The following is a 26015-nucleotide window of genomic DNA, read 5'->3' on the forward strand; positions in this document are numbered from 1 at the left end:
GGAAGGGCGCTTTACCCCTCACCAACTTCGGCCAAGGGTTCGCTACGCTCTCCCGGCCTTCGTATCCTCTCCCGCAAGGGGAGAGGTAAACTCGCGGCGCTCTGGTGCCTCAAGTGAGGCCGAGCTTATGGCTGTCTACCTCTCCCCTTGCGGGAGAGGATAGTTCATCCCCAAGAGCCGAAGGCGATTGGCTGGATGAACTTGGTGAGGGGTAAGATCCCCTCCAGATTACCGCTTCGTCAGCTTCAGCTTCTTGCGGACTTCTTCGGGGCCGATGATTTTGGCACCCATGCCCTCGATCACATTCACAGCCTTTTCGACCAGTTGCGCGTTGGTGGCGAGCTGGCCCTTGCCGACATAGAGATTGTCCTCAAGCCCGACGCGGACATTGCCGCCGGCGAGCACGGCTGCGGCCGGATAGGCGAGCGCGTTGCGGCCGATCGAGAAGGCGGAGAAGGTCCAGTTCGATGGCACGTTGTTGACCATGGCCATGAAGGTGTTGAGGTCATCGGGTGCGCCCCACGGAATGCCCATGCAGAGCTGGATCAGAACCGGATCCTCGATCACGCCTTCCTCGACGAGCTGCTTGGCGAACCAGAGATGGCCGGTATCGAAGGCTTCGATCTCCGGACGGACGCCGAGATCGGTCATCATCTTGCCCATGGCACGCAGCATCGACGGCGTGTTGGTCATGACATAGTCGCCGAGCGAGAAGTTCATCGTGCCGCAGTCGAGCGTGCAGATTTCCGGCAGGCATTCGGCGACATGAGCGACACGCTCTGTGGCACCCGCCATGTCTGTTCCGATATCCTTGAGCGGCAATGGATGTTCGACATCGCCGAAAATCATGTCGCCGCCCATGCCGGCGGTCAGGTTCAGCACCACGTCGGTTTCGGAATCGCGGATGCGGTCGGTGACTTCCTTGTAAAGTGACTTGAGACGCGAGGGCGCGCCGGTTTCAGGATCGCGAACGTGGCAGTGAACCACGGCTGCACCGGCCTTGGCAGCATCGATTGCCGAGGCTGCGATTTCCTTGGGAGAACGCGGAACATGGGGTGATTTGCCGGCCGTGTCGCCGGAGCCGGTGACGGCGCAGGTGATGAAAACTTCGCGGTTCATGTTCAGCGGCATGGGCCTCTCCCGTTATTCGATTGCGCAATTAAGAGGCAGGTTTGCTTGCCATGCTTTTCATTATCGGCAATATTTCATACATAATCGGAAAGTGCTGCATGCTGGAATCACAGGACAAGACGGTCGAGATCGACATTCTCGCCTTCCCGGAAACAACGCTCATACTGCTTGCTGCGGTCATCGAACCCTTGCGCGCTGCAAACCGCATTTCCGGCCAGCCGCTCTATTCCTGGCGGCTTCTGAGTCCCGATGGTGGGCCAGTGGAAACGACCGCCGGGATCCAGATCCCGGTCGATGGCAGGTTCGAGGCCGACAAGGATTCCCGACCGCTTTTCGTGGTTTCGAGCTACAACTGGCGTCGCAGTGCGACGACCGCAATGAAAATGGCACTGTCCCGCACCGCCCGCTACCGGTCGCTGATCGTTGGCATCGAATCCGGCAGTTGGCTGATGGCCGAGGCCGGATTGTTTGCCGATCATCGGGTCACGGTCCATTGGGAGGATAACGAGGAATTCTCGGCACGCTATCCCGCCCTCGATGTCGTGCGCGAGCGGTTTGTCATCGATCGCCGACGGATGACGACCAGCGGCTCCATTCCGACGCTCGACCTGATGCTTGAACTTGTCCGCCGGCGCCTTGGCTATTCGATGGCGCTCGAGGTCGCGCGATCCTTCATCTATGAGCGTGATGGCGGTGGGCGTGACCTGCTGCCGAGCCCTCACAACAGTCCGGGGACCATGGATCGCCGTCTGACCGAGGCTGTCCGGCTGATGGAGGAGACTGTCGATCAGCCTCTGTCACTCCAGCGGCTGGCCCGCCGGGCCAAAGTGTCGGCGCGTCACCTGCAAAGCCTGTTTGCCGATGCCTTCGGCGTGTCGCCGCATGTTCATTATCTGGCGCTGAGGCTTAACGCGGCGCGCCGAAAGGTCATCGAGACGCGCGCAACCTTTGCAGAGATCGCGGCGCAGACGGGTTTCAATTCGGCCTCGTCCTTTTCGCGATCCTACCGGACCCAGTTTCGCGAGAGCCCATCGGACACGCGGAAGCGGCTTCACGGGCGTTGAACCAACCGATCAGGCGACGATTCGTTCGGCAGCCCGATCTTCGCCGAGCAGCACCATGGCGTCGGGGTCGTAGGCAAGCCGGATCTCGGCGCCGATCGGCAGGTCATCGGCGCCGTAATTGTTGGTTTCGATCATCGACAGCGTGCGCTCCAACCCTTCGACGGCGACCTCGAGATGGGTCGTTTCGCCGAAATAGGCACGGTTGTGGACCTTGCCGGTCAATTCGTGTTCTGCCGTTTCGCCTTCCCACAGCAAACGCAGACGTTCCGGCCGGATGCCGATCGTGGCCTGGCTGCCATTGCCCTGGTAGCCGGATGGCTTCTCCATGTTGAGGACACCGAATTTTGCCGTTTCCACCGTCAGACGGTTGCCGTTTTCGCCCGTGACGCGGGCCGAAAGGAAATTCATGCCGCCGAGAAAGTCGGCCACGCGCCGCGTCAGGGGGCGCTGGTAGATCTCCTTGGGTGTGGCAATCTGGGCGATCTTGCCATCGAACATCACGGCGATCCGATCGGACAGGGCCAGCGCCTCATACTGGTCATGGGTCACCAGCACGAAGGTGATGCCGACGGCCTTCTGCAACAGGCGCAGTTCGATCTGCATTTCCTCGCGCAGTTTCTTGTCCAGGGCCGACAAGGGCTCATCGAGCAGCAGGACTTTCGGTTTCATGACGAGCGCGCGGGCAAGCGCCACACGTTGGCGCTGGCCGCCCGACAGTTCGTTGGGCATGCGCTTGCCGAGATTGCCGAGACGCACCTGCTCGATCGCGGCGCCGACACGGGCACGCTCTTCCTCGGTGGAAAGCCGCAGCTTTTTCAGTCCGTAGGCAATGTTTGCTTCGACATTGAGATGCGGAAAGATGGCATAGGACTGGAAGACCATGTTGACCGGGCGCTTGTTCGGCGGCGTGCCAGTCATCTCCTGCCCATCGATCCGGATCGTGCCGTCACTGGGCGTCTCGAAACCGGCAATGGAGCGAAGAAGCGTGGTCTTGCCGCATCCGGAGGGGCCGAGCAGCGAGAAGAATTCTCCCTGGGCGATATCGAGCGAAACCGCGTCGAGGGCTTTATAGATTCCGTAATGTTTGCTGACGGTATCGATCGAAATCATGGTGGTCATGTCAGGGCTCCTTCGCTGCCGATCCGGCTTTCGGCGCGGCGGCGGATAATTTCTGCCGTGGCCAGCAGAATGACTGAAATGGCGAGAATGATGGTGCCGAGGGCCAGCACTCCGGGCAATTTGGCGGCGAACCGTAACTGACCCCAGATATAGACCGGCAGTGTCGGTTGGGTTCCCGAAAGGAAAAAGGCGAGAATGAACTCGTCGAGCGAAATGGTGAAAGAGACGAGAAGGCTTGAAATGATCGCCGGCGACACAACGGGTAACACGACCCGGCGGAAGGTGCCGGCCGCAGTTTCGCCGAGATCGAGCGAGGCTTCTTCAAGCGAACGGTCGAAACCGGAAAAGCCGGATATCAGCACGCTCATCGCATAGGGCAGACAGAAGACGGTTTGACCTAGAATGACCGAGAGCAGCGAGGTTCCGATGCCGGTCGACAACAGAATGGTCAGAAGCGATACCGCGACGATGATCTCGGGCAGGAAGAGCGGCGCCATGATCAGCCCCGACATCGGTCGCTGGCCGATGAAGCGATGGCGGGTGATGGCACGAGCGGCGAGGATACCGAGCAAGGTCGACAGCAAAGATACCGAAATGCCGACGATCAGGCTGTTGGTGGCTGCCTGCAGCATCTGCGAATTGCCCCACAGCGAGGCGTACCATTTGGTTGTGAAGCCCGCGAGCGGCAGGGTCGGTGCGGCAGCGTTGTTGAAGGAGAATATCGGCAGCAGCAGCACAGGCAGATAGAGAAAGACAAGATAGATTCCGACATAGGCCGGCAGAAGTCGTGACGCGTTGCCGATCGTTCCCCGCATCACCGGATCCTCCGGACCAGGCCGCGGAAGGCCAGCACGCAGAAGGCCGCGGTCAGCGAGACCACGATCATCGTCGTAACCGACAGGGCCGCGCCCAAGGGCCAGTTGTTGCCCTTGCCGAACTGCGATTCAATGGCAGAGGCGATCATGACGCCATCCTTGCCGCCCACCAGTTTCGGCGTGACATAATCGCCGACTGTCGGGATCATTACGATGAGGAAGGCAGAAATCACCCCTGGCATCGACAGCGGCAAAGTCACCCGCAGGAAGGAACGGATCGCACCATCGCCGAGATCGCGCGAGGCTTCAACGAGTGAGCGGTCGATTTTCTCAAGCGCCACGAAGATCGGCAGGATCGCAAAGGCTGCCCAGGAATGGACGAGCGTGATCAGAACCGCATTCGAATTGTAAAGGATAGAGGTCAGCGGCTGGTCGATGATGCCGACCGAGAGCAGGCCGGAATTGAGGACGCCCTGATAGCCGAGAATGACCTTCCAGGCCATGACGCGCAGGAGATAGCTGGTCCAGCAGGGCACGGTGACGAGAAACAGCCACAGGCCTTTTCGACGACCGCCGTGGAAGGAAATGTACCAGGCGATCGGGTAGGAAAAGACGACAGTGGCAAGGCTGACCAGCAGCGAGATCCACAACGAACGGCCGAGAAGATCGCGATAGATCGGGTCCGTCAGCGCTCGCACATAATTGGCAAGCGTGAAGGTGCGGTCGATCGTCAGATAATCCTGTGTCCAGAAAGAATAGAGAAAGACGATCAGGATCGGCAGGGCAAGGAGCGCAAGCGCATAAAGAAAGGTCGGCGAAATCAGAAGCAGGCCGGTGAGAGACCCGCCCCGAAAGAGGTCCCAGCGGTTTCGGACGCTGATCGCCTCCGCCGCCATCAGATCGGACACCGTTCACGCATCGTGCGCGCCGGAGCTTGCCACAGTTCGGTGTGCATGCGCCGTTCTCCCCTTGTTATGCTGTTAGGATGAGCGCAAATCGGGATTGAAATCAAGAGCTAATTCTGCAATATTGATTGAACGGATATTCAAAATAATTTTGATTTTCCGTTTACGCCCAATTGATTGGGCTGTCTGGAAACGTTTTTGAGAGGATTGAAAATGGCGGCAATACGTGAAGAGGCTGATGTCAGTCCGTCGGGCGCCGCTGCAATCGAGGATATTGCGACCCGCCATCTGGTGCAGCCCTGGCCGACCTCGGGTTCGATCGGAGCGGAAGCGCGCGGACTGATCCAGAGCGGCGAGGGCATCTACGTGACGGATCACACCGGGCGCCGGCTGATCGATGGTCCTGCCGGCATGTGGTGCGTCAATGTCGGCCATCGCCGGCCGGAACTGGCGCAGGTTCTCTATGATCAGGCGATGGATCTCTCCTACAACTCACCCTGGTACACGACGAATGCGCCCTCGGCGGTTCTTGCCGAGCGTCTCGCCGGCCATGCGCCCGAGGGTATGAACCACGTCTTCTATACGACCGGCGGCTCGTCGGCGGTCGAGACCGCGCTGCGTTTCATGCAGTTCTATAACAATGTCCGGGGGCGACCGGAAAAGAAACTGATCGTCTCGCGGGAGGGAGCCTATCATGGCTCGACCTATCTTTCCGCTTCGCTCAACGGGCGGCCGCGCGATCATGACTGGATGGATTCCGCGAGCCAGCTTGTGCTGAAGCTCTCATCGCCCAATCCGTTCCGGCGGCCATCGGGCGTGAGCGTCGAGGCGTTCTGTGACGGTCTGGTCGAGGAGTTCCGCACATTGATCGCAACCACTGGCGCAGAGCGGATCGGCGCCTTCGTTGCCGAGCCGATCCAGGCCTCCGGCGGCGTCATCGTTCCGCCCGGTGACTATCTCAAGCGCATGCGTGCGCTCTGCACCGAGCATGACATTCTCTATATTTCGGATGAAGTCGTCACCGCCTTCGGGCGGCTCGGCCAGGTCTTTGCTTCCGATGATGTCTTCGGCATCAAGCCGGACATGATCACCTTCGCGAAGGGCGTGACATCCGGCTATTTTCCGCTCGGCGGTGTGATGATTGCGTCGCGGCTCTTTTCCGATCTCAGGCAGTCGAACCATTCGGATGCAATGTTTGCGCATGGTCTGACCTATTCCAGCCATCCGATCGGGTGTGCGGTCGCGCTCAAGAACCTCGATATTCTGGAAGACGGGCTTCTGGAGCAGGCACGAACGATTTCCGGTCATTTCCAGTCACGGCTAAAGGCGCTCGAGGCGTTGCCGCTGGTCGGGGAGGTTCGCGGCCTTGGCCTGATGGCCTGCATCGAATGCGTGGCCGACCGGGTTTCCAACAATCCTTTGACGCTCGATCTTGAAGTCGGAAAGCGGATCGACAAGCATTGCCAGGAAATGGGTCTGCTTGTGCGGCCGCTGATCAACATGTGCGTGATGAGCCCGCCGCTGACGATTTCCGAAAACCAGATCGACGAGATGGCAGACATTCTCGATCGCAGCATCCGGCTGACACAGGACGAACTGGTTCGCGAAGGTCTCTGGAAGGGATGAGGCAACCTCAGCCTTCGTCGGACGGGTCCATCTTCTCGGAAAGATATTTGCGGATAGCGCTCGGCTGGGCAATATGCCGGCCGAGCGTGACCGCGAAGCTGATCATGACGCCGAGACCGGCGATCACATAGACGACGGTGAAAAGCTTCGCCATGTCCGATGTGAGTACGAAGCCTTCCGGCGTGATGGTGGCAAGGATCATCGTCGAGCGATAGAGAGAATCGACCCAGCTCCAGCCTTCCGCCTGATGATAGAAGAGGGTGCCGCCGAGCAGCACCAGCGCCAGAACGAAGAGCAAGGCGCGAAAATCCGGGTCTCGAAACCCCCGGATCAGCCCTTTTAAGAGGCGCACCAGCGCAAATCCGAACGAAACCATCCTGCTCTCCAATCCGTCGATTGCGGTTGGTAGCAAACGCTCCGCACTGCCGACAAGTCGGGTGAAGGCTCATCCGACGATTTCGGCTAGCCTGATTTCGCCAGCCGCATCCTGTCGTTCAGTGTTGCCATTTCCTTTTCCTCCGGCGCCTTGTCCAACGTCATCACCGGCAGGACATTGCGCAGATGGTCATGATGGGTGCGGACGCCGTATTCCAGATCCGAGAGGTAGAAGTGGCTGTAATTCTTCGAGCCCATCGCCTCATTGGACCAGATGGTCAGCTGTACATCCTCGGCCTGGGTATCGCGATCGATACGGGCGGCGAGATAGCGGGCCAGTCGCTGGCGACGGGTTTCTTCCGGATAGCGATAGACAGCGCCCCGGAGCAGGGTCTTGTCCTTTGCGAGCGGGAACTCCTGATAGAACTGAATTGTTTCCGGTGTCACCGCAATCACGGTGTTGGGGAAGAGGCCATAGTAGATCCAGGCCTTCTTGAGCTTTTCCGGCAGCCGTTCCGGTTCTTCCGTGATCTTGACATACTGGCGCACGCTCCAGCGGCGGCCGGCATGCGGGTTGTAAGTGGCAAATGACCGGCAGAGTCCGTTGACGAACGGCTCGTCATAATAGGTCGAACCATAGAGATCCTGCAGCGCCGGATGCGCCATGGCAACGTGATAGCCCTCATTGTCGACATCGCGCACCGATTTCCAGTTGACCGGCGACAGTTGCGTCCAGGTTCCGGCAGTTGGGATTGCGATCTCCGGCTTGTAATGGGCCAGTTCCTCGGCAAAGGGCGCCATGGTTTCGGCAATGCTCGCCTGCGGTCCCTTTTCGAAACGGATGAAGACGAAGCCCATCCAGACCTCGCAATCGATCTCGGTCAGGCCGAAGGCTTTCTTGTCGAGCGGCGGGAAACTGTCGGGCCGGGCCGGACCGCGCAGGGTTCCGTCAAGATTATAGACCCAGCCATGGAAGGGACAGACCAGCGCATTGCGGCAGGCGCCCTTCTCGTCCGCCACCAAGCGGGAGCCGCGATGTTTGCAGATGTTGTGGAAGGCGCGGACAACATGATCCTGTCCGCGCAGGATCAAAGCCCGTTCGCCGACGATATCCAGAGAAAGGTAATTTCCCGGCTCGGGCAGATCGGACACATGGCAGGCGATCTGCCAATGTTCGCGAAAAATATGCTGCTTCTCGAGCTCGAAAAGTGCCTCCGAATGGTAGGTCCATCCGGGCAATCCGCGTCGATCCCAGTCGGCGGGAATGGTGAGGTCCCTGATCATTTCGTTCATCGCGGCCTCCGTATTTGCTGAATATCCATTCAATATAATCACAATTATCGTTTATTTGGAATAGGTTGACGGAAATTTGTTTTTGTGCGCGTTCGTGTCGGAAAAACGGAAATTCCGGAAGCAGGATCAAGGAGATGGCCTGAAAGACCGCCGTTTCTGGCCGTTCAGCGGCCGCCAGACGATCCGGAAACGGGATCATGAAAGCGATGATCAGACGAGATCGGCCGCCTGCGATTTCAGCCAGTCCGAAAAAAGCATCGCTTCAGCGGTCAGCCGCTTCTGGCCCTCGGGCTGCACGAGATAGTGCGATTCGTCGATCGTGAGCCGCGTTGAAATGGCAGGCTCAAGCGCGCCCTTGCGGATATAGGGTTCGGCCAGCGCTTCAAGAACGATTGCCGGGCCGACGCCGGAAGCGGCCATTTCCAGCGCGGAGATGGTAGTATCGATGTTGATGCTGGTGGCGTTCAGGACGTGGATGTCATGGGCGGATGCCATCTTCTTCCAGAGATTGTCGTAGCCCGTCACATGGATCAGCGGCCTGCCGGTGAAGAGGCTCGCCAGCCGGTCGCGGTCCGTCTCGCCTGTTGCCATGCCGGGTGAACAGACGGCCACTGCCGATTGCCGCAACAGCAAGGTCGATCGGGCACCACTCCAGTTGCCATCTCCGTAACGGATATCGACATCGGCCGGATCATCGTTGAGTGATGGAGCCCAGACGACGGTCGACATGCGCAGCGAGATATCGGGCCAGCGGCTGATGAAATCGTCAAGCCTTGGTGCGAGCCACAGGGCAGCAAAGGAAATCGGTGCGCGGATCGACAGGGTTCGTTTTCCCACCGGGCCAAAGAGGCCGGCCGTCGCGGCTGCCAGTTCGTCGAAGGCGTTGCGCAGTGGCGGCAGGTAGGCGGCACCTTTTTCGGTCAACATCAGGGACCGCGGCAAGCGCTTGAACAGGGTGACGCCCAGATGCTTCTCGAGCGTGCGAACCTGATGGCTGACGGCTGCCTGCGTGAGGTTGAGTTCGGTTGCCGCAAGCGTGAAGCTTTGATGGCGTGCGGCTGCCTCGAAGGCGCGCAACCAGGCCAGGGGCGGTAATTGATAGCCGGAAAAAGGATTGTGATCGGTCATTTTGGCCGGAGGGATATTTGCAATAGGGCCAGACTCTAAGCACAAGTCCGGCGCTTTTGCAAAACAGCCCTGCAGCCCGCCGGCTTCAACGCCCGTCGGCCTCTTCGAGGATCATGGTTGAGGCCTTTGCTGCCACCATCATGGTGGGGGCGTTGGTATTGCCGGAAACCACCGAAGGGAAAACCGAGGCATCCGCCACCCGCAATCCGGAAAAGCCGTGGACCCGCAGACGATCATCGACGACGGATTGGCGCGGGTCCTTGCCCATGCGGGCGGTTCCGCAGGCATGATAGACGGTACCGGAACGGCTGCGGAAATCATCGATCAGCTGTTCGTCGCTGACGATTGCCTTGCCTGGCGCAAGTTCCTCATCGGTAATCTCGGAGAGTGCCGGCTGGCTGACAATCCGGCGGATCAGTTTCACGCCATCGAGCATATCCTCGAGATCGCCTTCGCCACCATAGGCATTGGGACGGATGGCCGGTGCATCGCAAGGGTCCGACGACCGGATCAGGATGGAGCCGCGTGCCTTCGGACGACAGCTTGAGAGGCCGATCGCGAAACCCGGATAGGGATCGGGATAGAGAAGCGGGCGAGTGCCCTTCTTGGCCTCGTGCGTGCTGATGGCCTGGAAATAGAGCTGGATATTCGGCCTTTCGGCCTCCGGACGCGTTTTGACGAAACCGCCACCCTGGTTGAGGCTGAGGCTGAGAGGGCCAGAGCCGCCGAGCAGATATTCGATGCCGGCGCGTGCCTTGCCCCACCAGGGGCCGAGTGTCTGGTTGAGAGTCGGTGTCCTGGCCCGGAAGACATAGTTGATGCCGAGATGATCCTGAAGATGATGGCCAACCGCCGGACTGTCGAGCCTCGGTTCAATGCCGACACTGGCAAGATGCGCGTAAGGCCCTATGCCCGACAATTGCAGCAACTGCGGCGAATTGACGGCGCCGGCGGCCAGAATTACCTCGCCCCGTGCCCGGATGAACTGGCGGATGCCCGCTCGTTCCACTTCGATGCCGGTCACGCGGCGTCCTTCAAAAACGAGGCGGGTCGCCAGAACCTCAGAGAAGAGCGTCAGGTTCTTTCGCTTGAGTGCCGGGCGCAGAAAGGCGCGCGCTGCGGAATGGCGCAAACCCCTCTTGGTGTTGATCTGGTAGATGCCGACGCCTTCCTGGCTCTCACCGTTGAAATCCCGGTTATGGCGAAACCCGGCCTGGACACCCGCCGCGACGAACCGATTGGCAAGCGGATGGCAACGGCGGCTCTGGTCGGTAATATGAAGCGGTCCACCCTTTCCACGCCAGGTATCGGCACCGGCCTCGTTATCCTCCAGATCCTTGAAGACCGGCAGGACATCGCGATAGGACCAGCCGCTGTTGCCTTCGCTGGCCCAGTCATCGAAATCGCGCGCATCGCCACGGATCCAGACCATGGCATTGATCGAGCCGGACCCGCCGAGGATCTTGCCGCGCGGCCAGAAATCCTGCTGACCGTTCAGTCCGGGGTCCGGTTCAGTTCTATAGTTCCAGTTGATCGACCGGTCGAAGAAGGTCTTGCCGTAACCGAGCGGCATCTGGACGAAAAGCTTGCGGTCGGATCCGCCTGCCTCGATGATCGCGACGGAATGTCGACCGCTTCGCGTCAGATAGTCCGCGAGAACGCAGCCGGCGGAGCCGGCGCCGACGATCACGTAATCGAAAGTGGCAAGCGTTTCGACCATGGGTCAGAGTTCCGCCGGGAAGCCCGGGGCCCGCAGATCCGTCCCCACCGCATCCTCAAGCAGCTTGACGATCTTCGAAGACCAGGCATCGCCACCATAGGTGCTGCGGCCACGAATGAAGGTCTGCAACGTATGGCCGGCAAGGTCGAGGGGGACGCCGAATTCCTTGCCGAAGCCAAGGGCAAAACCCAGATCCTTGACGGCGAGATCCATGGTGAAGTTGATGTTGTAGGAGCCGTTGAGGATGACCTGGCCCTCCGTCTCGTGGACGAAAGAATTGCCTGAGGAAGCCTTGATGATGTTGAAGGCATCCGTGAGGTCGATGCCGCCCTTCTTGGCCAGCATCAGCGCTTCGCCGGTTGCCAGGAGATGGATGAAGGCGAGCATGTTGGTGATGACCTTGATGATCGCTGCCTTGCCGAGCGGTCCGGCATGGAAAATCTCGCCGCCCATGGCTTCGAGCGCAGGCCGATGCAGTTCGAAGAGATCCTTGTCGCCGCCGGCAATCACCGTGATATCGCCGGCTGCGGCGCGATGAACGCCGCCGGTGACCGGCGATTCCATCATGCGAATGCCCTTCGAAGCGGCCACTGCCGACAGGCGGGCCACTTCGTTATGATCTAGGGTCGACATTTCGATCCAGGTTCCGCCCGATTTCAAACCGGCGAGAATGCCGCGCGGTCCCGTGAGAACGGCTTCGGAAATCTTCGGCGACGGCAGACAGGTGATCACGTGATCAACCGCCTCGGCGACCGACTGGGCATCATCGGCCCATTTGGCGCCCTTGGCGATCAGCACTTCGGCGTTGCCGCGATCGAGATCGTTGACCGTCACGTCAAAGCCCTCGCGGATAAGGCTGCCTGCCAGATGCTGGCCGAGATTGCCGAGACCGATGAAACCGTAGCGCATGCTTTATCCCTCGCGAAAATGTCGATGCACCGTTTTCCCAAGCCGCGCATCGCCAGACAAACGAAGAAATTCCAAGCTGAGGGGTCGATTATTTTGTGACAATCGCCAATTTTCAATAGTGGTCCCGTCTTCGCACAAAATTTCTTTGTGCATTGGCCTCATATCCTTTGTTTGCCAGCCAGCGTTGCGACCGTGAAACTCGTTGGAATTTCACAAATGTAGAATTAAGCTCATTGCCAGGCTGAGAAAGGGAGGTTCGTATGTCTGAATTGCCGAGTACGGCGAGGGTGGTGATCATCGGTGGCGGCGCGGTTGGTGCGTCCAGCCTCTATCATCTTGCCAAGGCTGGCTGGACCGACTGCCTTCTTCTCGAAAAGAACGAACTGACGGCGGGATCGACCTGGCACGCGGCCGGCAATGTGCCGACCTTTTCCGCGTCCTGGTCGCTGATGAACATGCAGCGCTATTCGGCAGAACTCTATCGCACGCTCGGTGAAGCGGTCGATTATCCGATGAACTACCATGTGACTGGGTCCGTTCGCCTCGGCCATTCCAACGAGCGGCTGCGGGAATTCAAGCGCGTGGTCGGCATGGGCCGTTACCAGGGCATGGATCTCGATATCCTGTCGCCGGATGAAATCCGCAGCAAATATCCCTTCGTCGAAACGCATGACCTGACCGGTGCGCTTTACGATCCCTATGATGGCGATATCGATCCGGCCCAGCTCACCCAGGCGCTTGCCAAGGGTGCGCGTGATCTCGGTGCGAAGATCATCCGTTTCTGCCCGGTGACTTCGGTTCGCCGCGAGAATGACGAGTGGGTGATCGTGACGCCGAAGGGCGAGGTGCGCTGCGAATATGTCGTCAATGCTGCCGGTTATTATGCCCGCGAAGTCGGCAAGATGTTCGGTCGCGATGTGCCGATGATGGTGATGAGCCACCAGTACATGCTGTTCGACACGATTCCAGAGCTTGAAGCCTGGTCGAAGGAGGCCGGTCACAAACTGCCGCTCCTGCGCGACGTCGACAGTTCCTACTATCTCCGCCAGGAGAAGTACGGCATGAATCTCGGCCCCTATGAGAAGAATTGCAAGGCGCATTGGGTGACCAAGGACGACCCGATGCCAGAGGATTTCTCCTTCCAGCTGTTTCCGGACGATCTCGAGCGGCTGGAATGGTATCTGAACGATGCGATCGAGCGGGTGCCGATCCTCGGTACGGCGGGCCTTTCGAAGATGATCAATGGCCCGATTCCCTATGCGCCGGATGGCAATCCGCTGATCGGCCCGATGCCCGGCGTGCCGAATGCCTTCGAGGCCTGCGTCTTTACCTTCGGCATCTGCCAGGCGGGTGGCGCCGGCAAGGTGCTGGCCGAATGGGTCATGCATGGCGAGACCGAATGGGACATGTGGTCCTGCGATCCACGCCGGTACACCGATTACACCGATCAGGACTATTGCGTCGCCAAGGGCATGGAAATCTACGGCCATGAATATGCGATGCACTTTCCGAAGCATTATTGGCCCGCAGGCCGCGACCGCAAGAAATCGGCAATCCATGAACGCATCAAGGCGCTCGGCGCCCAGTTCAAGCCCTACAATGGCTGGGAACGGGCGATGTGGTATGCCAAGCCGGGTGACGACATTTCCGAAGAAGCCACCCAGACCTGGGCCCGCAAGGGCCCCTGGAGCCCGCGCATCGAGGAGGAATGCCTGGCGGTGCGCGATGCCGCCGGTATCCTCGACCTCCCCGGCTTTTCCCGCTATCGCGTCAAGGGCGCGGGTGCTGACGAATGGCTCAAGGGTCTGATCACCGGCAAGCTGCCGAAGCCGGGCCGGATCGGCCTCGCTTACTTCTCCGATGACAAGGGACGCATCGTCACCGAAATGTCGGTGATGGCGATTACCGAGGATTTCTTCTTCCTGATCACGGCTGCAACGGCGCAATGGCATGATTTCGAATGGCTCAAGAAGCACATGCCGAAGGATGCCGCCTTTACGATCGAGGATGTGACGGTAGCGTTCTCCTGCCAGATCCTGACCGGTCCGAAATCGCGCGACATTCTGGCGGCTGTCACCGATGCCGATCTCACCAAGCCCTGGCTCACGCATCAGTCGTGCCAGATTGCCGGTCGCTGGCTGCAACTCGTTCGCGTGTCCTTTGCCGGCGAACTGGGCTGGGAACTGCATACCAAGGTCGAGGATACCGAAGCGGTATTCGATGCTGTCTGGGCGTCCGGCCAGGCCCATGGTCTCAAGCCTTTCGGCATGGAAGCGCTCGACAGTTTGCGCATCGAAAAGGGCTACCGCGCCTGGAAGGGCGATCTCTCGACCGATTACACGATCCTGCAGGGCGGGCTCGAACGGTTCGTCGACTGGTCGAAGGATGGTTTCAAGGGCAAGGCAGCCCTGTTGGCCGAAAAGCAGGCGGGCGTCAGCAAGCGTTTCGTGACGCTCGTGGTCGATGCCGGCGATTGCGATGCGCCCTACATGTCGACGCTCTGGCACGATGGCAAGGTGGTTGGCGAAACCACCTCCGGCAACTGGGGCTTCCGGATCGGCAAATCGGTGGCGCTTGGCATGTTGCGTGCCGATCTGGCCGTTCCGGGTACCGAAATCGAGGTTGAAATCTTCGGGGATCGTTTCAAGGCAGTGGTGCAGGAAGACAAGCCGCTGTGGGATCCCGCCAATGAAAGGCTGCGCGCATGAAAAAGCCCATTCCCTCCAAGGCCCGCGCGGTCATCATCGGCGGTGGTGTTTCGGGTTGTTCCGTCGCCTATCATCTGGCGAAACTCGGCTGGACGGATGTCGTTCTGCTCGAGCGCAAGCAGCTCACCTGCGGCACCACCTGGCATGCGGCCGGGTTGATCGGCCAGTTGCGCGCAAGCCAGAACATGACCCGGCTCGCGAAATATTCCGCCGATCTCTATGTCCGGCTTGAAGCCGAAACCGGTATCGGCACCGGCATGAAGCAGAACGGCTCAATGACGGTTGCGCTGACCGACGAGCGCAAGGAGGAGATCTACCGTCAGGCATCGCTGGCGCGGGCCTTCAATGTCGATGTGCGCGAGATTTCGCCGCAGGAAGTCAAGGAGATGTACCCGCATCTCAATGTCGGGGATATCAAGGCGGCCGTGCATCTGCCGCTCGATGGCCAGTGCGATCCGGCCAACATTGCCATGGCCTTGGCCAAGGGCGCACGCCAGAACGGTGCGACCATCATCGAAGGGGTCATCGTTACCGGCGTTAGCACCAAAGATGGCCGCGTCACCGGTGTGACCTGCGAGCAGGATGGCGAGACCTATACGATCGAAACCGACAATGTCGTCAATGCGGCCGGCATGTGGGGCCGCAATCTCGCTGCTCATTCGGGCGTGACCGTGCCGCTGCATGCCTGCGAGCATTTCTATATCGTCACCGAACCGATCACTGGGCTCAAGCAGTTGCCGGTGCTGCGCGTGCCGGACGAGGCGACCTACTACAAGGAAGATGCCGGCAAGATGCTTGTGGGCGCTTTCGAACTGAAGGCCAAACCCTGGCCGGCCAAGGGGGAAGCGATCCGGGCCGATTTCTGTTTCGATCAGCTGCCGGAAGATTTCGACCATTTCCAGCACATCCTCGAAATGGCGGTCAACCGTATGCCGATGCTGGAAACGGCCGGCATTCACACCTTCTTCAACGGGCCCGAGAGCTTCACGCCCGATGATCGCTACTATCTCGGCGAGGCACCCGAGTTGAAGGGCTACTGGGTCGCTGCCGGTTATAACTCGATCGGCATCGTTTCCTCCGGCGGTGCCGGCATGGCGCTGGCGCAATGGATGAACGATGGCGAACCGCCGTTCGACCTCTGGGAGGTCGATATCCGTCGCGTGCAACCGTTCCAGAAGAACCGCACCTATCTGCGTGAGCGCGTCTCCGAAACGCTTGGCCTGCTCTATGCCGATCACTTTCCCTTCCGCCAGATGGCAACGGCCCGCGGTGTCCGCCGTTCGCCCCTGCATGAACATCTCAAGGCGAGAGGAGCCGTCTTCGGCGAGGTTGCGGGCAACGAGCGGGCCAACTGGTTTGCCAAGCCAGGTCAGGAGCGCGAATATCGCTATAGCTGGAAGCGTCAGAACTGGTTCGAGAACCAGCGCGACGAGCATATGGCGGTCCGCACCGGTGTGGGCTTTTTCGACATGTCGAGCTTCGGCAAGATCCGTGTCGAAGGCCGCGATGCGCTCGCTTTCCTGCAGCGGCTCTGTGCCAACCAGATGGATGTGCCCGCCGGTCGTATCGTCTATACCCAGATGCTCAACAGGCGCGGCGGTATCGAGAGCGACCTGACCGTGACGCGGCTTTCGGAAACGGCCTTCTTCCTCGTTGTGCCCGGTGCCACGCTGCAGCGCGATCTGGCCTGGCTGCGCAAGAACCTGACCGGCGACGAGTTCGTCGTGATCACCGATGTCACGGCGGCGGAATCGGTGCTCTGCATCATGGGGCCGAAGGCGCGCAATCTGATGGCGTCCGTCAGCCCGAACGACCTTTCCAACGCGCACCATCCGTTCGGGACCGCGCGCGAGATCGAAGTGGGCATGGGCCTCGCCCGCGCCCATCGCGTCACCTATGTCGGCGAACTGGGCTGGGAACTCTATGTCTCGTCCGATCAGACCGCCCATGTGTTCGAGGCGATCGAGGAGGCAGGGATTGCCCATGGGCTGAAGCTCTGCGGCCTGCACACGCTCGACAGCTGCCGTATTGAGAAGGCCTTCCGCCATTTCGGCCACGATATTACCGACGAGGATCACGTCCTGGAAGCGGGCCTCGGCTTTGCCGTACGTACGAAGAAGGGCGATTTTCTCGGTCGCGATGCGGTGCTTCGGGTGCAGGAAGAGGGCCTCAAGCGCCGCATGGTACAGTTCCGATTGAACGACCCGGAGCCGCTCCTGTTCCACAACGAGGCTGTGGTCCGCGATGGCAAGATCGTTTCGACGATCACGTCCGGCAATTATGGCCATTTCCTCGGTGGTGCCATCGGCATGGGCTATGTGCCCTGCGAAGGTCAAACCGAGGCGGATCTGCTTGCCTCGTCTTATGAGATCGAAATTGCCGGTCGGCGTGTGCCGGCCACCGCCTCGCTCGTGCCGATGTACGATCCCAAGGCGGAACGGGTGCGGATGTAGGGCGGGGGGTCACGCTCTCACCCCGCCTCCGCTGCGCTCGGCGGACCTCTCCCCAGGGGGAGAGGAGGCAGGAAAGGGTCGCGTCTTGCCTCTTCTCCCCTTGGGGAGAAGGTGGCCCGCAGGGCCGGATGAGGGGGAGGTCCCCATGCAGACAGTGCTAATGTCCTGCGCCTTGAGGTGCGGGACCAACAGATGAGGTGAGGAGCAGCCATGAACGAACTTTCCCCCGTCAGCCGCCGATCCGGCGGTCGCGCAGCCCGCGTCGCCGCTCGCTCGGCACCGCTTGCCGAAAATTTGCGCCCCATCCGTCCCGGTCTGCCGGGCGGCCAGTACAAGCCGCTGACGGAGGCAGGCGTCAAGCGCATCCATGAGGCAGCTCTTGAGGCGCTCGAGGTCATCGGTCTCAGTCAGGCACCCGAGTCGGGCGTCGAGATCATGACGAAGGCTGGCGCCATACTGGGCGATGACGGACGGCTGAGATTTCCGCGTGCGTTGGTCGAGGACATGCTGGCGAAAGCGGCCCGCAACATCACGCTTTTCGGGCGCGATCCGAAATATGACATGCATCTTTCGGGCACCAACACCTATTTCGGTACCGCCGGCGCCGCCGTCCATATCGTCGATGTCGAGAAGCGCGAATACCGTGAATCGACCTCACATGACTTGCTGGCGGCCTCCAAGCTCGTCCACCACCTCGACAACATCCATTTCTTCCAGCGAGCGATGGTTTGCCGCGACGTGACCGACAATCTGCTGATGGACATGAACACGCTCTATGCCTGCTGTGCGGGCACGACCAAGCATGTCGGCACCAGCTTCTCGGATCCGAGCCATGTCGCCGATGGCTTCGACATGCTGCACATGATCGCCGGCGGCGAGGACAAGTGGCGGGCGCGGCCCTTCGTGTCGAACTCGAACTGCTTTGTCGTGCCGCCGATGAAGTTCGCGACCGAAAGCTGCCAGACGATGGAACATTGCATCCGCGAGGGCATGCCTGTCCTGCTGCTGTCAGCGGGTCAGGCCGGCGCCACAGCGCCGGCGCCTTTGGCAACGGCCATTGTGCAGGCCGTTGCCGAATGCCTGGCGGGCGTGGTCTATGTCAATGCCATGTCGCCCGGCTTCCCGGCCATCTTCGGCACTTGGCCCTTTGTGTCGGATCTGCGCACCGGCGCCATGTCGGGCGGTTCGGGCGAGCAGGGCCTGCTGACAGCGGGTTGTGCCCAGATGCACCAGTTCTATGGCCTGCCCGGCGGGGCTGCCGGCGGCATGTCGGATTCCAAGCTGCCGGATATGCAGGCGGGCTGGGAACAGGGCATCCTCAATGTTATGGCCGGCCTCTCCGGCCTCAACATGATTTATGAATCGGTTGGCATGCATGCATCGCTGCTCGGTTTCTGCCTGGAATCGCTTGTTCTGGGTGACGACCTCCTGGGACAGGTACAGCGCTGCATCCGTGGCATCGACGTGACCGAAGATTCGGTGTCGATCGAAACGATGAAATCGGTCTGCCTGGAAGGTCCGGGACATTATCTCGGCCATAACCAGACGCTCGAGGTCATGCAGACCGAATATGTCTACCCGGTCGTTGCCAACCGTTCGAGCCCGAAGGAATGGGTCGAACTCGGCAAGCCCGACCTCATCCAGAAGGCCATCGAACGCAAGAACCGCATTCTGGCCGAAGCCGCCCCGTCGCTTATTGATGCAGAGGCGGATGCGGCGATCCGGAAGCGGTGGGAGATTTATTGCTGAACGGATTGCGGTAGAACAATCTTGGGTTTAAATCTCGATCGACCGGCACCGTATCGGTGCCGGTTTTTCGTGCGAGACTACCAAGTCGATGAGATCCAAAATCTACCCGTTCGTTACAGAGGCGCTTTCGACCATCGAGCCTATCGTCGACGACAGCTACGGCCCGATCTACAGGTGTTCGGCGACGCTGGAGGACGGGACATTTCTTCCCTGTGTCACGCTGCAATCCCGGGATGCGATTGCCCATTTGGCGAGGCTTCGCATCACCGAAGCGTTACAAGGAAGAAGCAAGTTTAGAAGCGACGACCCGTTTGGCGAGATGGTTGCGCATTTCGCAGCGAGTGGAACCCAGGTGAGTGACTACAAAATCCGATCGATTGGCCCATCAAGATTCGCGATCCCGTTGTCGCTCATGCAGCAGATCCATGGCGAAACCACGATGGCCTGGACGGGCTGGGTGTTCCGTATGCGTGACGGGCGTTGTTTCTCCTACGGAAGCCCTTTTAGGTGGGACTTCCTCGACTTGCCCGACGACTACGAATTTTCCGACGTTGCCGAGGTTATCAACCACAGCTATGTCGATCTCGACGGACAGGTGAAACCACTAAGGCAGGGCAGTTTTTTGCCAGAGGGATACGCTGACATCCATGTGATGAGAGAACGCATTCACTTCGTCTGCTATGTTGATGGCATTGAGGCGCCTCAGATGGAAAATCCGCCCAATCTTTCTTCAAGCTTCAGAATCGTCGCCGCATCCGCATTCGCAAACGCAAAGCGCAGATGGTTTTCCTGGCCTTCGCCGAAATAGGCCCCGGGTAGGCAGATGACGCCGTAGTCGCGGGCGAGCTTTTCCGCAACGGTCTCTGATTTCACGCCGGGGAACGGATGTCTGACATAGGCGAAATAGGCGCCTATGGCGGAGATCTCCCATGCGGGGAGGCGGGTCATTACATCCTTCATCGCCGCCACGCGTCTGCTGATCTCGTCATTGTTGGCCTTGCGCCAATCCGCCAGGGCGGTGATCGCCTTGGCCACAGCGGCCTGGGCAGCGCGCGGGGCGCAGATCTGCAGGTTGTCCATAACCTTGGCGACCTGGTCGATCATCTCGGCGCCTGCGGTAATGGCGCCCAGCCGATGGCCGGGGATGCAGTAGGATTTGGAGAAACTGTAGGTCAGGGCCAGCGTCTTCTCCCAGTCCGGGCGACCTATCAGCCTGTGAGGTGCGCCACTCCCCGACGGCAGGAAGTCACGATAGGTCTCGTCGAGGATGAGCCAGACATTGCCGGCGCGGCAGATTTCGTAGATCTCGTCGAGCAGAGCCGGAGGATAGGCGGCACCCGTCGGATTGTTGGGCGTAACCAGAACCAGCGCTCTGATGCCGCTCTTAACCGCCGCTTTCACCGAGGAGACGTCGGGCAGGAAGCCGGCGTCGCAGGCAATCGGCACCGTGCGGATGCCGAGCATCGCGAGCGTGGTGTCGTGGTTGAAGTAAAAGGGCAGCGGCAGCGCCACCGCCTCGCCGGCTTTGGCGACCGCCATGATCAGGCACATGAAAGCCTGATTGGCGCCCGACGTGATATGGATATTGGTTGGCGACATCGTCGCGCCATAGAGCCCGGCGACGTGAGACGCATAGGCTTGGCGCAGTTCCGGCTCGCCCTCGATCTCGCCATAGTTGGTGAAATCCTGCTTTGCCGCCATCTCGCCCAGCCATTTCAGCATGTCCGGGTGGGTCGGATATCCCGGCACAGCCTGGCTGAGATTGATCCGCTCGCCGCGCGAACCGTCATAAGCCCGCGACCAGGCCAGAACGGACGGGATCGGCGGCGGCGACAGCGGGAAGACGAGGGGATTGAATTCGGCCATGTAGGGCTGTCTCCATGCTTTATGGCACGCTCCATTGTGGCGGCTCATGCCCTGTCATGATCCGACTTCTGCATATCGCCCGCCGCTTCGCAACTGGGGTGGATCACAAAAGAAACCCTCCCCTCGTTGTGGCGGGGAGGGTGGCCAGGAGCAGCCGGGAGGAGAATGAAGTGAGCCATCCGGAACTTCGATGTCTGGTCTATGCCCGTCAAGCCTTGACCGGCTTGCCGTCCGCGCCGAAGCGATGTGCCTTGCCGTCCATGGCTTTCACTGACACGGTATCGCCGACATTATGCGGCGTTGTGCCGTTTTCACGCACCGTCAACGGCTCGTCTGTGCCGATATCGATGTAGATGAAGGAATCTGCACCCAGCTTTTCGGTATGGATGACCTTGCCAGTCCATTGACCACCGGCACTGCCGACGACTTCCAGATGTTCCGGCCGGATGCCGAGCGTCGTGCAGCCGAATGGCGCTGCCAGCGCCCCCTCAAGGAAATTCATCTTCGGCGAGCCGATGAAGCCGGCGACGAACAGCGATTGCGGCCGTTCGTAGAGTTCGAGCGGCGTGCCGACCTGCTCGATCTTACCAGCCGAGAGCACGACGATCCGGTCTGCCAGCGTCATGGCCTCCACCTGGTCGTGGGTGACGTAGATCATCGAGGAATCCGGCATGCTTTCATGCAGCTTGGCAATCTCGATGCGGGTTGCCACGCGCAGGGCGGCATCGAGGTTGGAGAGCGGTTCGTCGAACAGGAAGACCTTGGGGTTGCGGACGATGGCGCGGCCGATCGCCACCCGCTGGCGCTGACCGCCGGATAGCGCTTTCGGCAGACGTTCAAGATAGGGGGTCAGCTGCAGGATTTCGGCTGCGGCCTTGACGCGACGGTCGATCTCCTCGTGCGAAGCCTTGGCGATCCGCATGCCGAAGGCCATGTTGTCATAGACCGTCATGTGCGGATAGAGCGCATAGGACTGGAACACCATGGCGATGCCGCGGCGCGACGGAGGCACGTCGTTGACGCGTTCGCCATCGATATACATGTCGCCGCTGGTGATTTCCTCCAGGCCGGCAATCATGCGCAGCAGCGTTGACTTGCCACAGCCGGACGGGCCGACGAAGACAATGAATTCGCCCTTGCGGATTTCAAGATCAACGCCCTTGATGACATTGACGGCGCCATAGGACTTGGTGATGCTCTTCAAGGTCACATCAGACATGCCATTCCCCTCCTCACCCGTTTCTCAGGCCAGCCGGCCGAACCATGCGCCCAAGGGCGGCAGGTTGATTTTCTGATTGTCTCTTTCCGCTGCAAATCCATGCCCCGAAAGCGTTTCCCATTCGCCGGCGGGAAGATCGAGCTTCGCCGCCCGTTCCGACATGTTGAATGCGCAGATCAGCGTCTCGTTGCCATGGCTGCGCGTGTAGGCCAGGCACTGATCGTCCGCATGGGCAAAATCAATCTTCCCCTTGGCGAGTGCCGGATGCTCGCGCCGGAAGGCGAGAAAGCGCCGGTAATGGTGCAGCACCGAACCTGCATCCTTCTCCTGAACATCAACCGCGCGGACCGTATGGCGAGCGGGAACCGGCAGCCAGGGCTTTCCGGTTGAGAAGGCACCATTCGGAACAGCGCTTTCCCAGACCATCGGCGTGCGGCATCCGTCGCGACCCTTGAATTCCGGCCAGAACTGGATGCCATAGGGGTCCTGCAGGTCCTCGAAGGCGAGATCGGCTTCCGGCAGTGCCAGTTCTTCGCCCTCGTAGATGCAGACGGATCCGCGCAGGGTCATCAGAAGCGCCGCCAGCTGTTTCGCATGGGCGTCATGATCGGAAATGCCTGCACCCCAGCGCGAAACGTGGCGAACCACATCATGGTTCGAGAAAGCCCAGCAAGCCCATCCTTCAGGCGCGGCCTTCTCGAAATCCTTGAGGACTTCGCGGACATAGGCAGGGCTCAGCGGATCGACCGAGAGGAATTCGAAGGCGTAACACATCTGCATCTTGTCATTGCCGGATGTGTATTCGCCGACGATTTCCAGCCCGCGCTGGGAATCGCCCACTTCGCCCACGGCTGCGATGGCGGGGAATTCGTCGAGCACGGCGCGGAAGCGCTTGAGGAATTCAAGGTTCTCCGGCTGGTTCTTGTCGTAGAGATGCAGCTGGTGGTTATAGGGATTGACGGCAGGCGCGGTTTTCGCGTTGCGCAGTTCCGGCGCCAGGCCGGGATTGTCGCGCAGCTGCTTGTCATGGAAATAGAAGTTGATCGTGTCCAGCCGGAAGCCATCGACTCCCCGCTCCAGCCAGAAGCGCGTTACGCTGAGAAGTGCGTCCTGAACTTCCGGATTGTGGAAGTTGAGGTCCGGCTGCGAGGTCAGGAAGTTGTGCAGGTAATACTGGCAGCGCCGCGTATCCCACTGCCAGGCCGAGCCGCCGAAAATCGACAGCCAGTTCGTCGGCGGCGTGCCATCCGGCTTGGGATCGGCCCAGACATACCAGTCGGCCTTCGCATTGGTCTTGGACGCACGGCTTTCGACGAACCAGGGATGCTGGTCGGACGTGTGCGACAGCACGAGATCGATCATGACCTTTATGTCGAGGCGATGGGCTTCTGCGATCATCGCATCGAAATCGGAAAGCGAGCCGAAGATCGGGTCGATGTCGCAATAGTTCGAGACGTCGTAGCCGAAATCCTTCATCGGCGAGGTGAAGAAGGGCGAGATCCAGATCGCGTCGGCGCCAAGCGATGCGATATGCGAAAGCCGCCGTGTGATGCCCTTGAGATCGCCGATCCCGTCGCCGTTGGAATCCTGGTAGGAGCGCGGATAGATCTGATAGATCACCGCACCGCGCCACCAATCCTTGTCCACGGTTTGGGCCTGATTGTTCCTGTCTGCCATTGCAAATTCCTGACGTCCGATGTCTTAGCCGCCCTTGACCGATCCAGCCAGCAGGCCGCGCACGAGGTAGCGCTGCAGGGTGAAGAAGACGAGCAAGGGGACGATGATGGTGATGAAGGCGGAGGCGGTGAGGATTTCCCAGTTGCCGCCGCGCGAGCCGAGCAGGTTGACCAGCCGGCCGGTGAGAACGAGTTCGTCCTTGCCGGTGCCCAGGAACACCATGGCGACGAGCAGGTCGTTCCAGGTCCAGAGGAACTGGAAGATCGCAAACGATGCCAGGGCCGGGAAGGACAGGGGCAGCACGATCTTGAGGAAGATCTCGAAATCGGATGCGCCATCGACCCGGGCCGATTCCATGATTTCCCGCGGCAGGCCGGCCATATAGTTGCGCAGAAGATAGATGGCGAGCGGCAGGCCGAAACCCATATGGGCGAGCCAGATGCCGAGATAGGTTTTCGAGGGCACGCCAAAGAAGCCGCCAACCTCGTTATAGAAGCGCAGGAGCGGGATCAGCGACATCTGCAGCGGCACGACCAGCAGGCCGACAATGACGGCGATCAGCAAGGCGCGTCCGGGAAACTTCATCCAGGCCAATGCGTAGGCCGCAAAAGCCGCAACCAGGATCGGGATGATGGTCGAGGGAATGGCAACCGTCAGCGAATTGATGAAGGAAGAACCGATGCCTTCGGCGGTCAGCACTTCGCGGTAATTGTCGAGCGTGAAGCGCGGGGCGATCTCGGCGACGAAGGCGATGCGCTGGCCACGCTCGGTTTCGATCTTCGTCGGCGAGACGATCTCGAAATTGCCGTCGGCACTGACGGTCAGGGTCGAGCCGTCGCGCAGCGTCGTCGATGTGCCGGGCTCGAATTCAGACGGTTTGTTGACGTTGGTGCTCCAGGCAGCAACTACGCCGCCGCGATTTTCAAGCACATTGCCGGAAATGACGAACTTGCCATCCTTTTCGACCTGGCCCGATGCGCCGGGGGCGCGGAAGACGATGTTCTGGGACGAGGTCGCAAGCGCCGTCCACCAGCCGGAAACGGCCAGCTGGTCCTTGTCGCGGAAGGAGGAGATCAGGAGACCGGCTGTCGGCAAGGTCCAGAGAACCACCAGCAGCAGCACCGAAAGATGAACGACCCAGAGAAGGGGGGAGCGTTTGGTCGACAGCATCGGCGTTACTCCATCTCTTTGCGGGCGTTGCGGATGTTCCAGATCATGATCGGGATGACCAGAACCATGATGACGATGGCGATGGCCGCACCGCGGCCGAAATCGCCGCCGCCTCTGAACATCCAGTCAAACATCAGGTTGGCCAGAACCTGCGTCTGCCACTGACCATTGGTCATCGCCAGAACGATATCGAACACCTTGAGAACCAGGATCGTGATCGTCGTCCAGACGACGGCAATGGTGCCCCAGATCTGCGGAACCATGATCTTGAAGAAGATCTGCAGGCCGTTGGCGCCGTCGATCACGGCGGCTTCGATCGTCTCGTCGGGGATGCCGCGAATGGCAGCCGACAGGATGACCATGGCAAATCCGGTCTGGATCCAGACGAGGATCGCCATCAGGAAGAAGTTGTTCCAGAAGGGGATGGTGATCCAGGCCTGCGGATCGCCGCCGAAATAGACGACGATGGCATTGAGAATGCCGATCTGTTCGGAACCGGCGTCCCGATAATCATAGACGAATTTCCAGATCACGGCGGCGCCGACGAAGGAAATCGCCATTGGCATGAAGATGAGCGACTTGGCGATGTTGCCCCACCAGATACGGTCGGTGAGCGCGGCGATGATCAGGCCGAAGAAGGTCGCCGCAGCCGGCACCACAAGCAGCCAGAGGAAGTTGTTGAGGATCGACTCGCGGAATTCGCGATCGCCGAACATCCAGACATAATTGTCGAAACCGACAAAGGTCTGGCCGGCCTTGTCATGCAGCGAAAGCCGGATCGATTCGAAGACGGGATAAACGAGGTAGAGGGCTAGGGCGAGCACGGCGGGAGCGAGAAACAGCCAGGGCCGGATCATCGCGGCGCGGCGCATGTTGCGCGCAGCCTGCGCGCTATCCGCCAGGCGGGCCGGAAAGACCAGATCGAGAATGAGGTTGCTGCCGTAGAAATAGGCGGCGCACCCCAGGACGCCAGCCACCATCGTTGCGATGGCATAGATCAACTGCATCGGTTGTCCTCCCGTGTCCCGTTTATCGTTCTTCTTGTCGGGAATAGAAAATAGCAAATGCGCTTGCGCAAATCGCTGCGC

Annotated in this window: 20 protein-coding genes; 6 read left to right on the forward strand and 14 right to left on the reverse strand. The window is 60.2% G+C overall.

Annotation, left to right across the window (positions count from 1 at the left end; genetic code table 11):
* Nucleotides 1-228: 228 nt before the first annotated feature.
* A complete protein-coding gene (bcoG, locus tag Q4481_RS21450) occupies nucleotides 229-1131 on the reverse strand; it encodes a 3-dehydrocarnitine:acetyl-CoA trimethylamine transferase BcoG (RefSeq protein WP_304378459.1) in 903 nt (300 codons plus the stop codon).
* Between the two features lie 98 nt (nucleotides 1132-1229).
* On the opposite strand from bcoG, the gene Q4481_RS21455 reads away from it, so the two are divergent.
* Nucleotides 1230-2195, forward strand: a complete 966-nt coding sequence (locus Q4481_RS21455) for a GlxA family transcriptional regulator (RefSeq protein ID WP_304378460.1) — start codon at nucleotides 1230-1232, stop codon at nucleotides 2193-2195.
* A gap of 9 nt (nucleotides 2196-2204) precedes the next feature.
* Here Q4481_RS21455 and Q4481_RS21460 read toward each other — a convergent pair whose 3' ends face one another.
* Genes Q4481_RS21460 through Q4481_RS21470 form a run of 3 tightly spaced genes read right to left on the reverse strand, consistent with a single transcriptional unit; the run spans nucleotide 2205 to nucleotide 5025 of the window.
* Complete coding sequence (locus Q4481_RS21460; protein WP_304378490.1) at nucleotides 2205-3305, reverse strand: ABC transporter ATP-binding protein; 1101 nt, start codon at nucleotides 3303-3305, stop codon at nucleotides 2205-2207.
* A gap of 5 nt (nucleotides 3306-3310) precedes the next feature.
* Nucleotides 3311-4129, reverse strand: a complete 819-nt coding sequence (locus tag Q4481_RS21465) for an ABC transporter permease (RefSeq protein ID WP_304378461.1) — start codon at nucleotides 4127-4129, stop codon at nucleotides 3311-3313.
* Nucleotides 4129-5025, reverse strand: coding sequence for an ABC transporter permease (locus tag Q4481_RS21470; RefSeq protein WP_377353350.1), 897 nt, complete (start codon nucleotides 5023-5025; stop codon nucleotides 4129-4131). Before Q4481_RS21470 ends, Q4481_RS21465 begins: the two co-directional genes overlap by 1 nt.
* Nucleotides 5026-5247: 222 nt before the next feature.
* On the opposite strand from Q4481_RS21470, the gene Q4481_RS21475 reads away from it, so the two are divergent.
* The gene (locus Q4481_RS21475) at nucleotides 5248-6660 is read left to right on the forward strand and encodes an aminotransferase (protein WP_304378463.1); all 1413 of its coding nucleotides are present in this window, start codon (nucleotides 5248-5250) and stop codon (nucleotides 6658-6660) included.
* Between the two features lie 7 nt (nucleotides 6661-6667).
* Here Q4481_RS21475 and Q4481_RS21480 read toward each other — a convergent pair whose 3' ends face one another.
* The 5 genes from Q4481_RS21480 to Q4481_RS21500 form a co-directional block, all read right to left on the reverse strand.
* Complete coding sequence (locus Q4481_RS21480) at nucleotides 6668-7036, reverse strand: potassium channel family protein (RefSeq protein WP_304378464.1); 369 nt, start codon at nucleotides 7034-7036, stop codon at nucleotides 6668-6670.
* Between the two features lie 86 nt (nucleotides 7037-7122).
* Nucleotides 7123-8328, reverse strand: a complete 1206-nt coding sequence (locus Q4481_RS21485; protein WP_304378465.1) for an aromatic ring-hydroxylating oxygenase subunit alpha — start codon at nucleotides 8326-8328, stop codon at nucleotides 7123-7125.
* A 210-nt stretch (nucleotides 8329-8538) separates the two neighbouring features.
* On the reverse strand, nucleotides 8539-9456 hold the full coding sequence (locus Q4481_RS21490; RefSeq protein WP_304378466.1) for a LysR family transcriptional regulator: 918 nt from the start codon (nucleotides 9454-9456) through the stop codon (nucleotides 8539-8541).
* An 85-nt stretch (nucleotides 9457-9541) separates the two neighbouring features.
* Entirely contained in the window at nucleotides 9542-11176 is a 1635-nt protein-coding gene (locus tag Q4481_RS21495; protein ID WP_304378468.1) for a GMC family oxidoreductase, read from the reverse strand.
* Between the two features lie 3 nt (nucleotides 11177-11179).
* Nucleotides 11180-12085 (reverse strand): NAD(P)-dependent oxidoreductase, encoded by a 906-nt coding sequence (locus Q4481_RS21500; protein ID WP_304378469.1) that lies wholly within the window; start codon nucleotides 12083-12085, stop codon nucleotides 11180-11182.
* A gap of 260 nt (nucleotides 12086-12345) precedes the next feature.
* Here Q4481_RS21500 and Q4481_RS21505 point away from each other — a divergent pair, with 260 nt between their 5' ends.
* From Q4481_RS21505 to Q4481_RS21520, 4 genes are all read left to right on the forward strand, one after another.
* A complete protein-coding gene (locus tag Q4481_RS21505) occupies nucleotides 12346-14793 on the forward strand; it encodes a GcvT family protein (protein ID WP_304378470.1) in 2448 nt (815 codons plus the stop codon).
* A complete protein-coding gene (locus Q4481_RS21510; RefSeq protein WP_304378471.1) occupies nucleotides 14790-17246 on the forward strand; it encodes a GcvT family protein in 2457 nt (818 codons plus the stop codon). The genes Q4481_RS21505 and Q4481_RS21510 overlap by 4 nt, the downstream gene beginning before the upstream one ends.
* A gap of 210 nt (nucleotides 17247-17456) precedes the next feature.
* Nucleotides 17457-18995, forward strand: coding sequence for a trimethylamine methyltransferase family protein (locus tag Q4481_RS21515; RefSeq protein ID WP_304378472.1), 1539 nt, complete (start codon nucleotides 17457-17459; stop codon nucleotides 18993-18995).
* A gap of 88 nt (nucleotides 18996-19083) precedes the next feature.
* A complete protein-coding gene (locus Q4481_RS21520) occupies nucleotides 19084-19803 on the forward strand; it encodes a hypothetical protein (RefSeq protein WP_304378473.1) in 720 nt (239 codons plus the stop codon).
* On the opposite strand, the gene Q4481_RS21525 is transcribed toward Q4481_RS21520, so the two are convergent.
* The 5 genes from Q4481_RS21525 to Q4481_RS21545 all read right to left on the reverse strand — a co-directional run bounded on the left by Q4481_RS21525 (nucleotide 19698) and on the right by Q4481_RS21545 (nucleotide 25934).
* Nucleotides 19698-20861 carry an aminotransferase gene (locus tag Q4481_RS21525; RefSeq protein ID WP_304378474.1) on the reverse strand — a complete coding sequence of 388 codons (1164 nt, stop codon included), beginning with the start codon at nucleotides 20859-20861 and terminating at the stop codon, nucleotides 19698-19700. The two genes, Q4481_RS21520 and Q4481_RS21525, sit on opposite strands and share 106 nt — an antisense overlap.
* A 208-nt stretch (nucleotides 20862-21069) precedes the next feature.
* A complete protein-coding gene (locus Q4481_RS21530) occupies nucleotides 21070-22080 on the reverse strand; it encodes an ABC transporter ATP-binding protein (protein WP_304378475.1) in 1011 nt (336 codons plus the stop codon).
* Nucleotides 22081-22104: 24 nt separating this feature from the next.
* Complete coding sequence (bglA, locus tag Q4481_RS21535) at nucleotides 22105-23757, reverse strand: beta-galactosidase BglA (RefSeq protein WP_304378476.1); 1653 nt, start codon at nucleotides 23755-23757, stop codon at nucleotides 22105-22107.
* 24 nt (nucleotides 23758-23781) lie between these two features.
* Entirely contained in the window at nucleotides 23782-24927 is a 1146-nt protein-coding gene (locus Q4481_RS21540) for a carbohydrate ABC transporter permease (RefSeq protein WP_304378477.1), read from the reverse strand.
* Between the two features lie 5 nt (nucleotides 24928-24932).
* Entirely contained in the window at nucleotides 24933-25934 is a 1002-nt protein-coding gene (locus Q4481_RS21545) for a carbohydrate ABC transporter permease (protein ID WP_304378478.1), read from the reverse strand.
* Nucleotides 25935-26015: the final 81 nt, after the last annotated feature.

Origin of the sequence: Fluviirhizobium alvei (assembly GCF_030551875.1) — a bacterium.
Taxonomy (GTDB): domain Bacteria; phylum Pseudomonadota; class Alphaproteobacteria; order Rhizobiales; family Rhizobiaceae; genus Rhizobium_E; species Rhizobium_E alvei.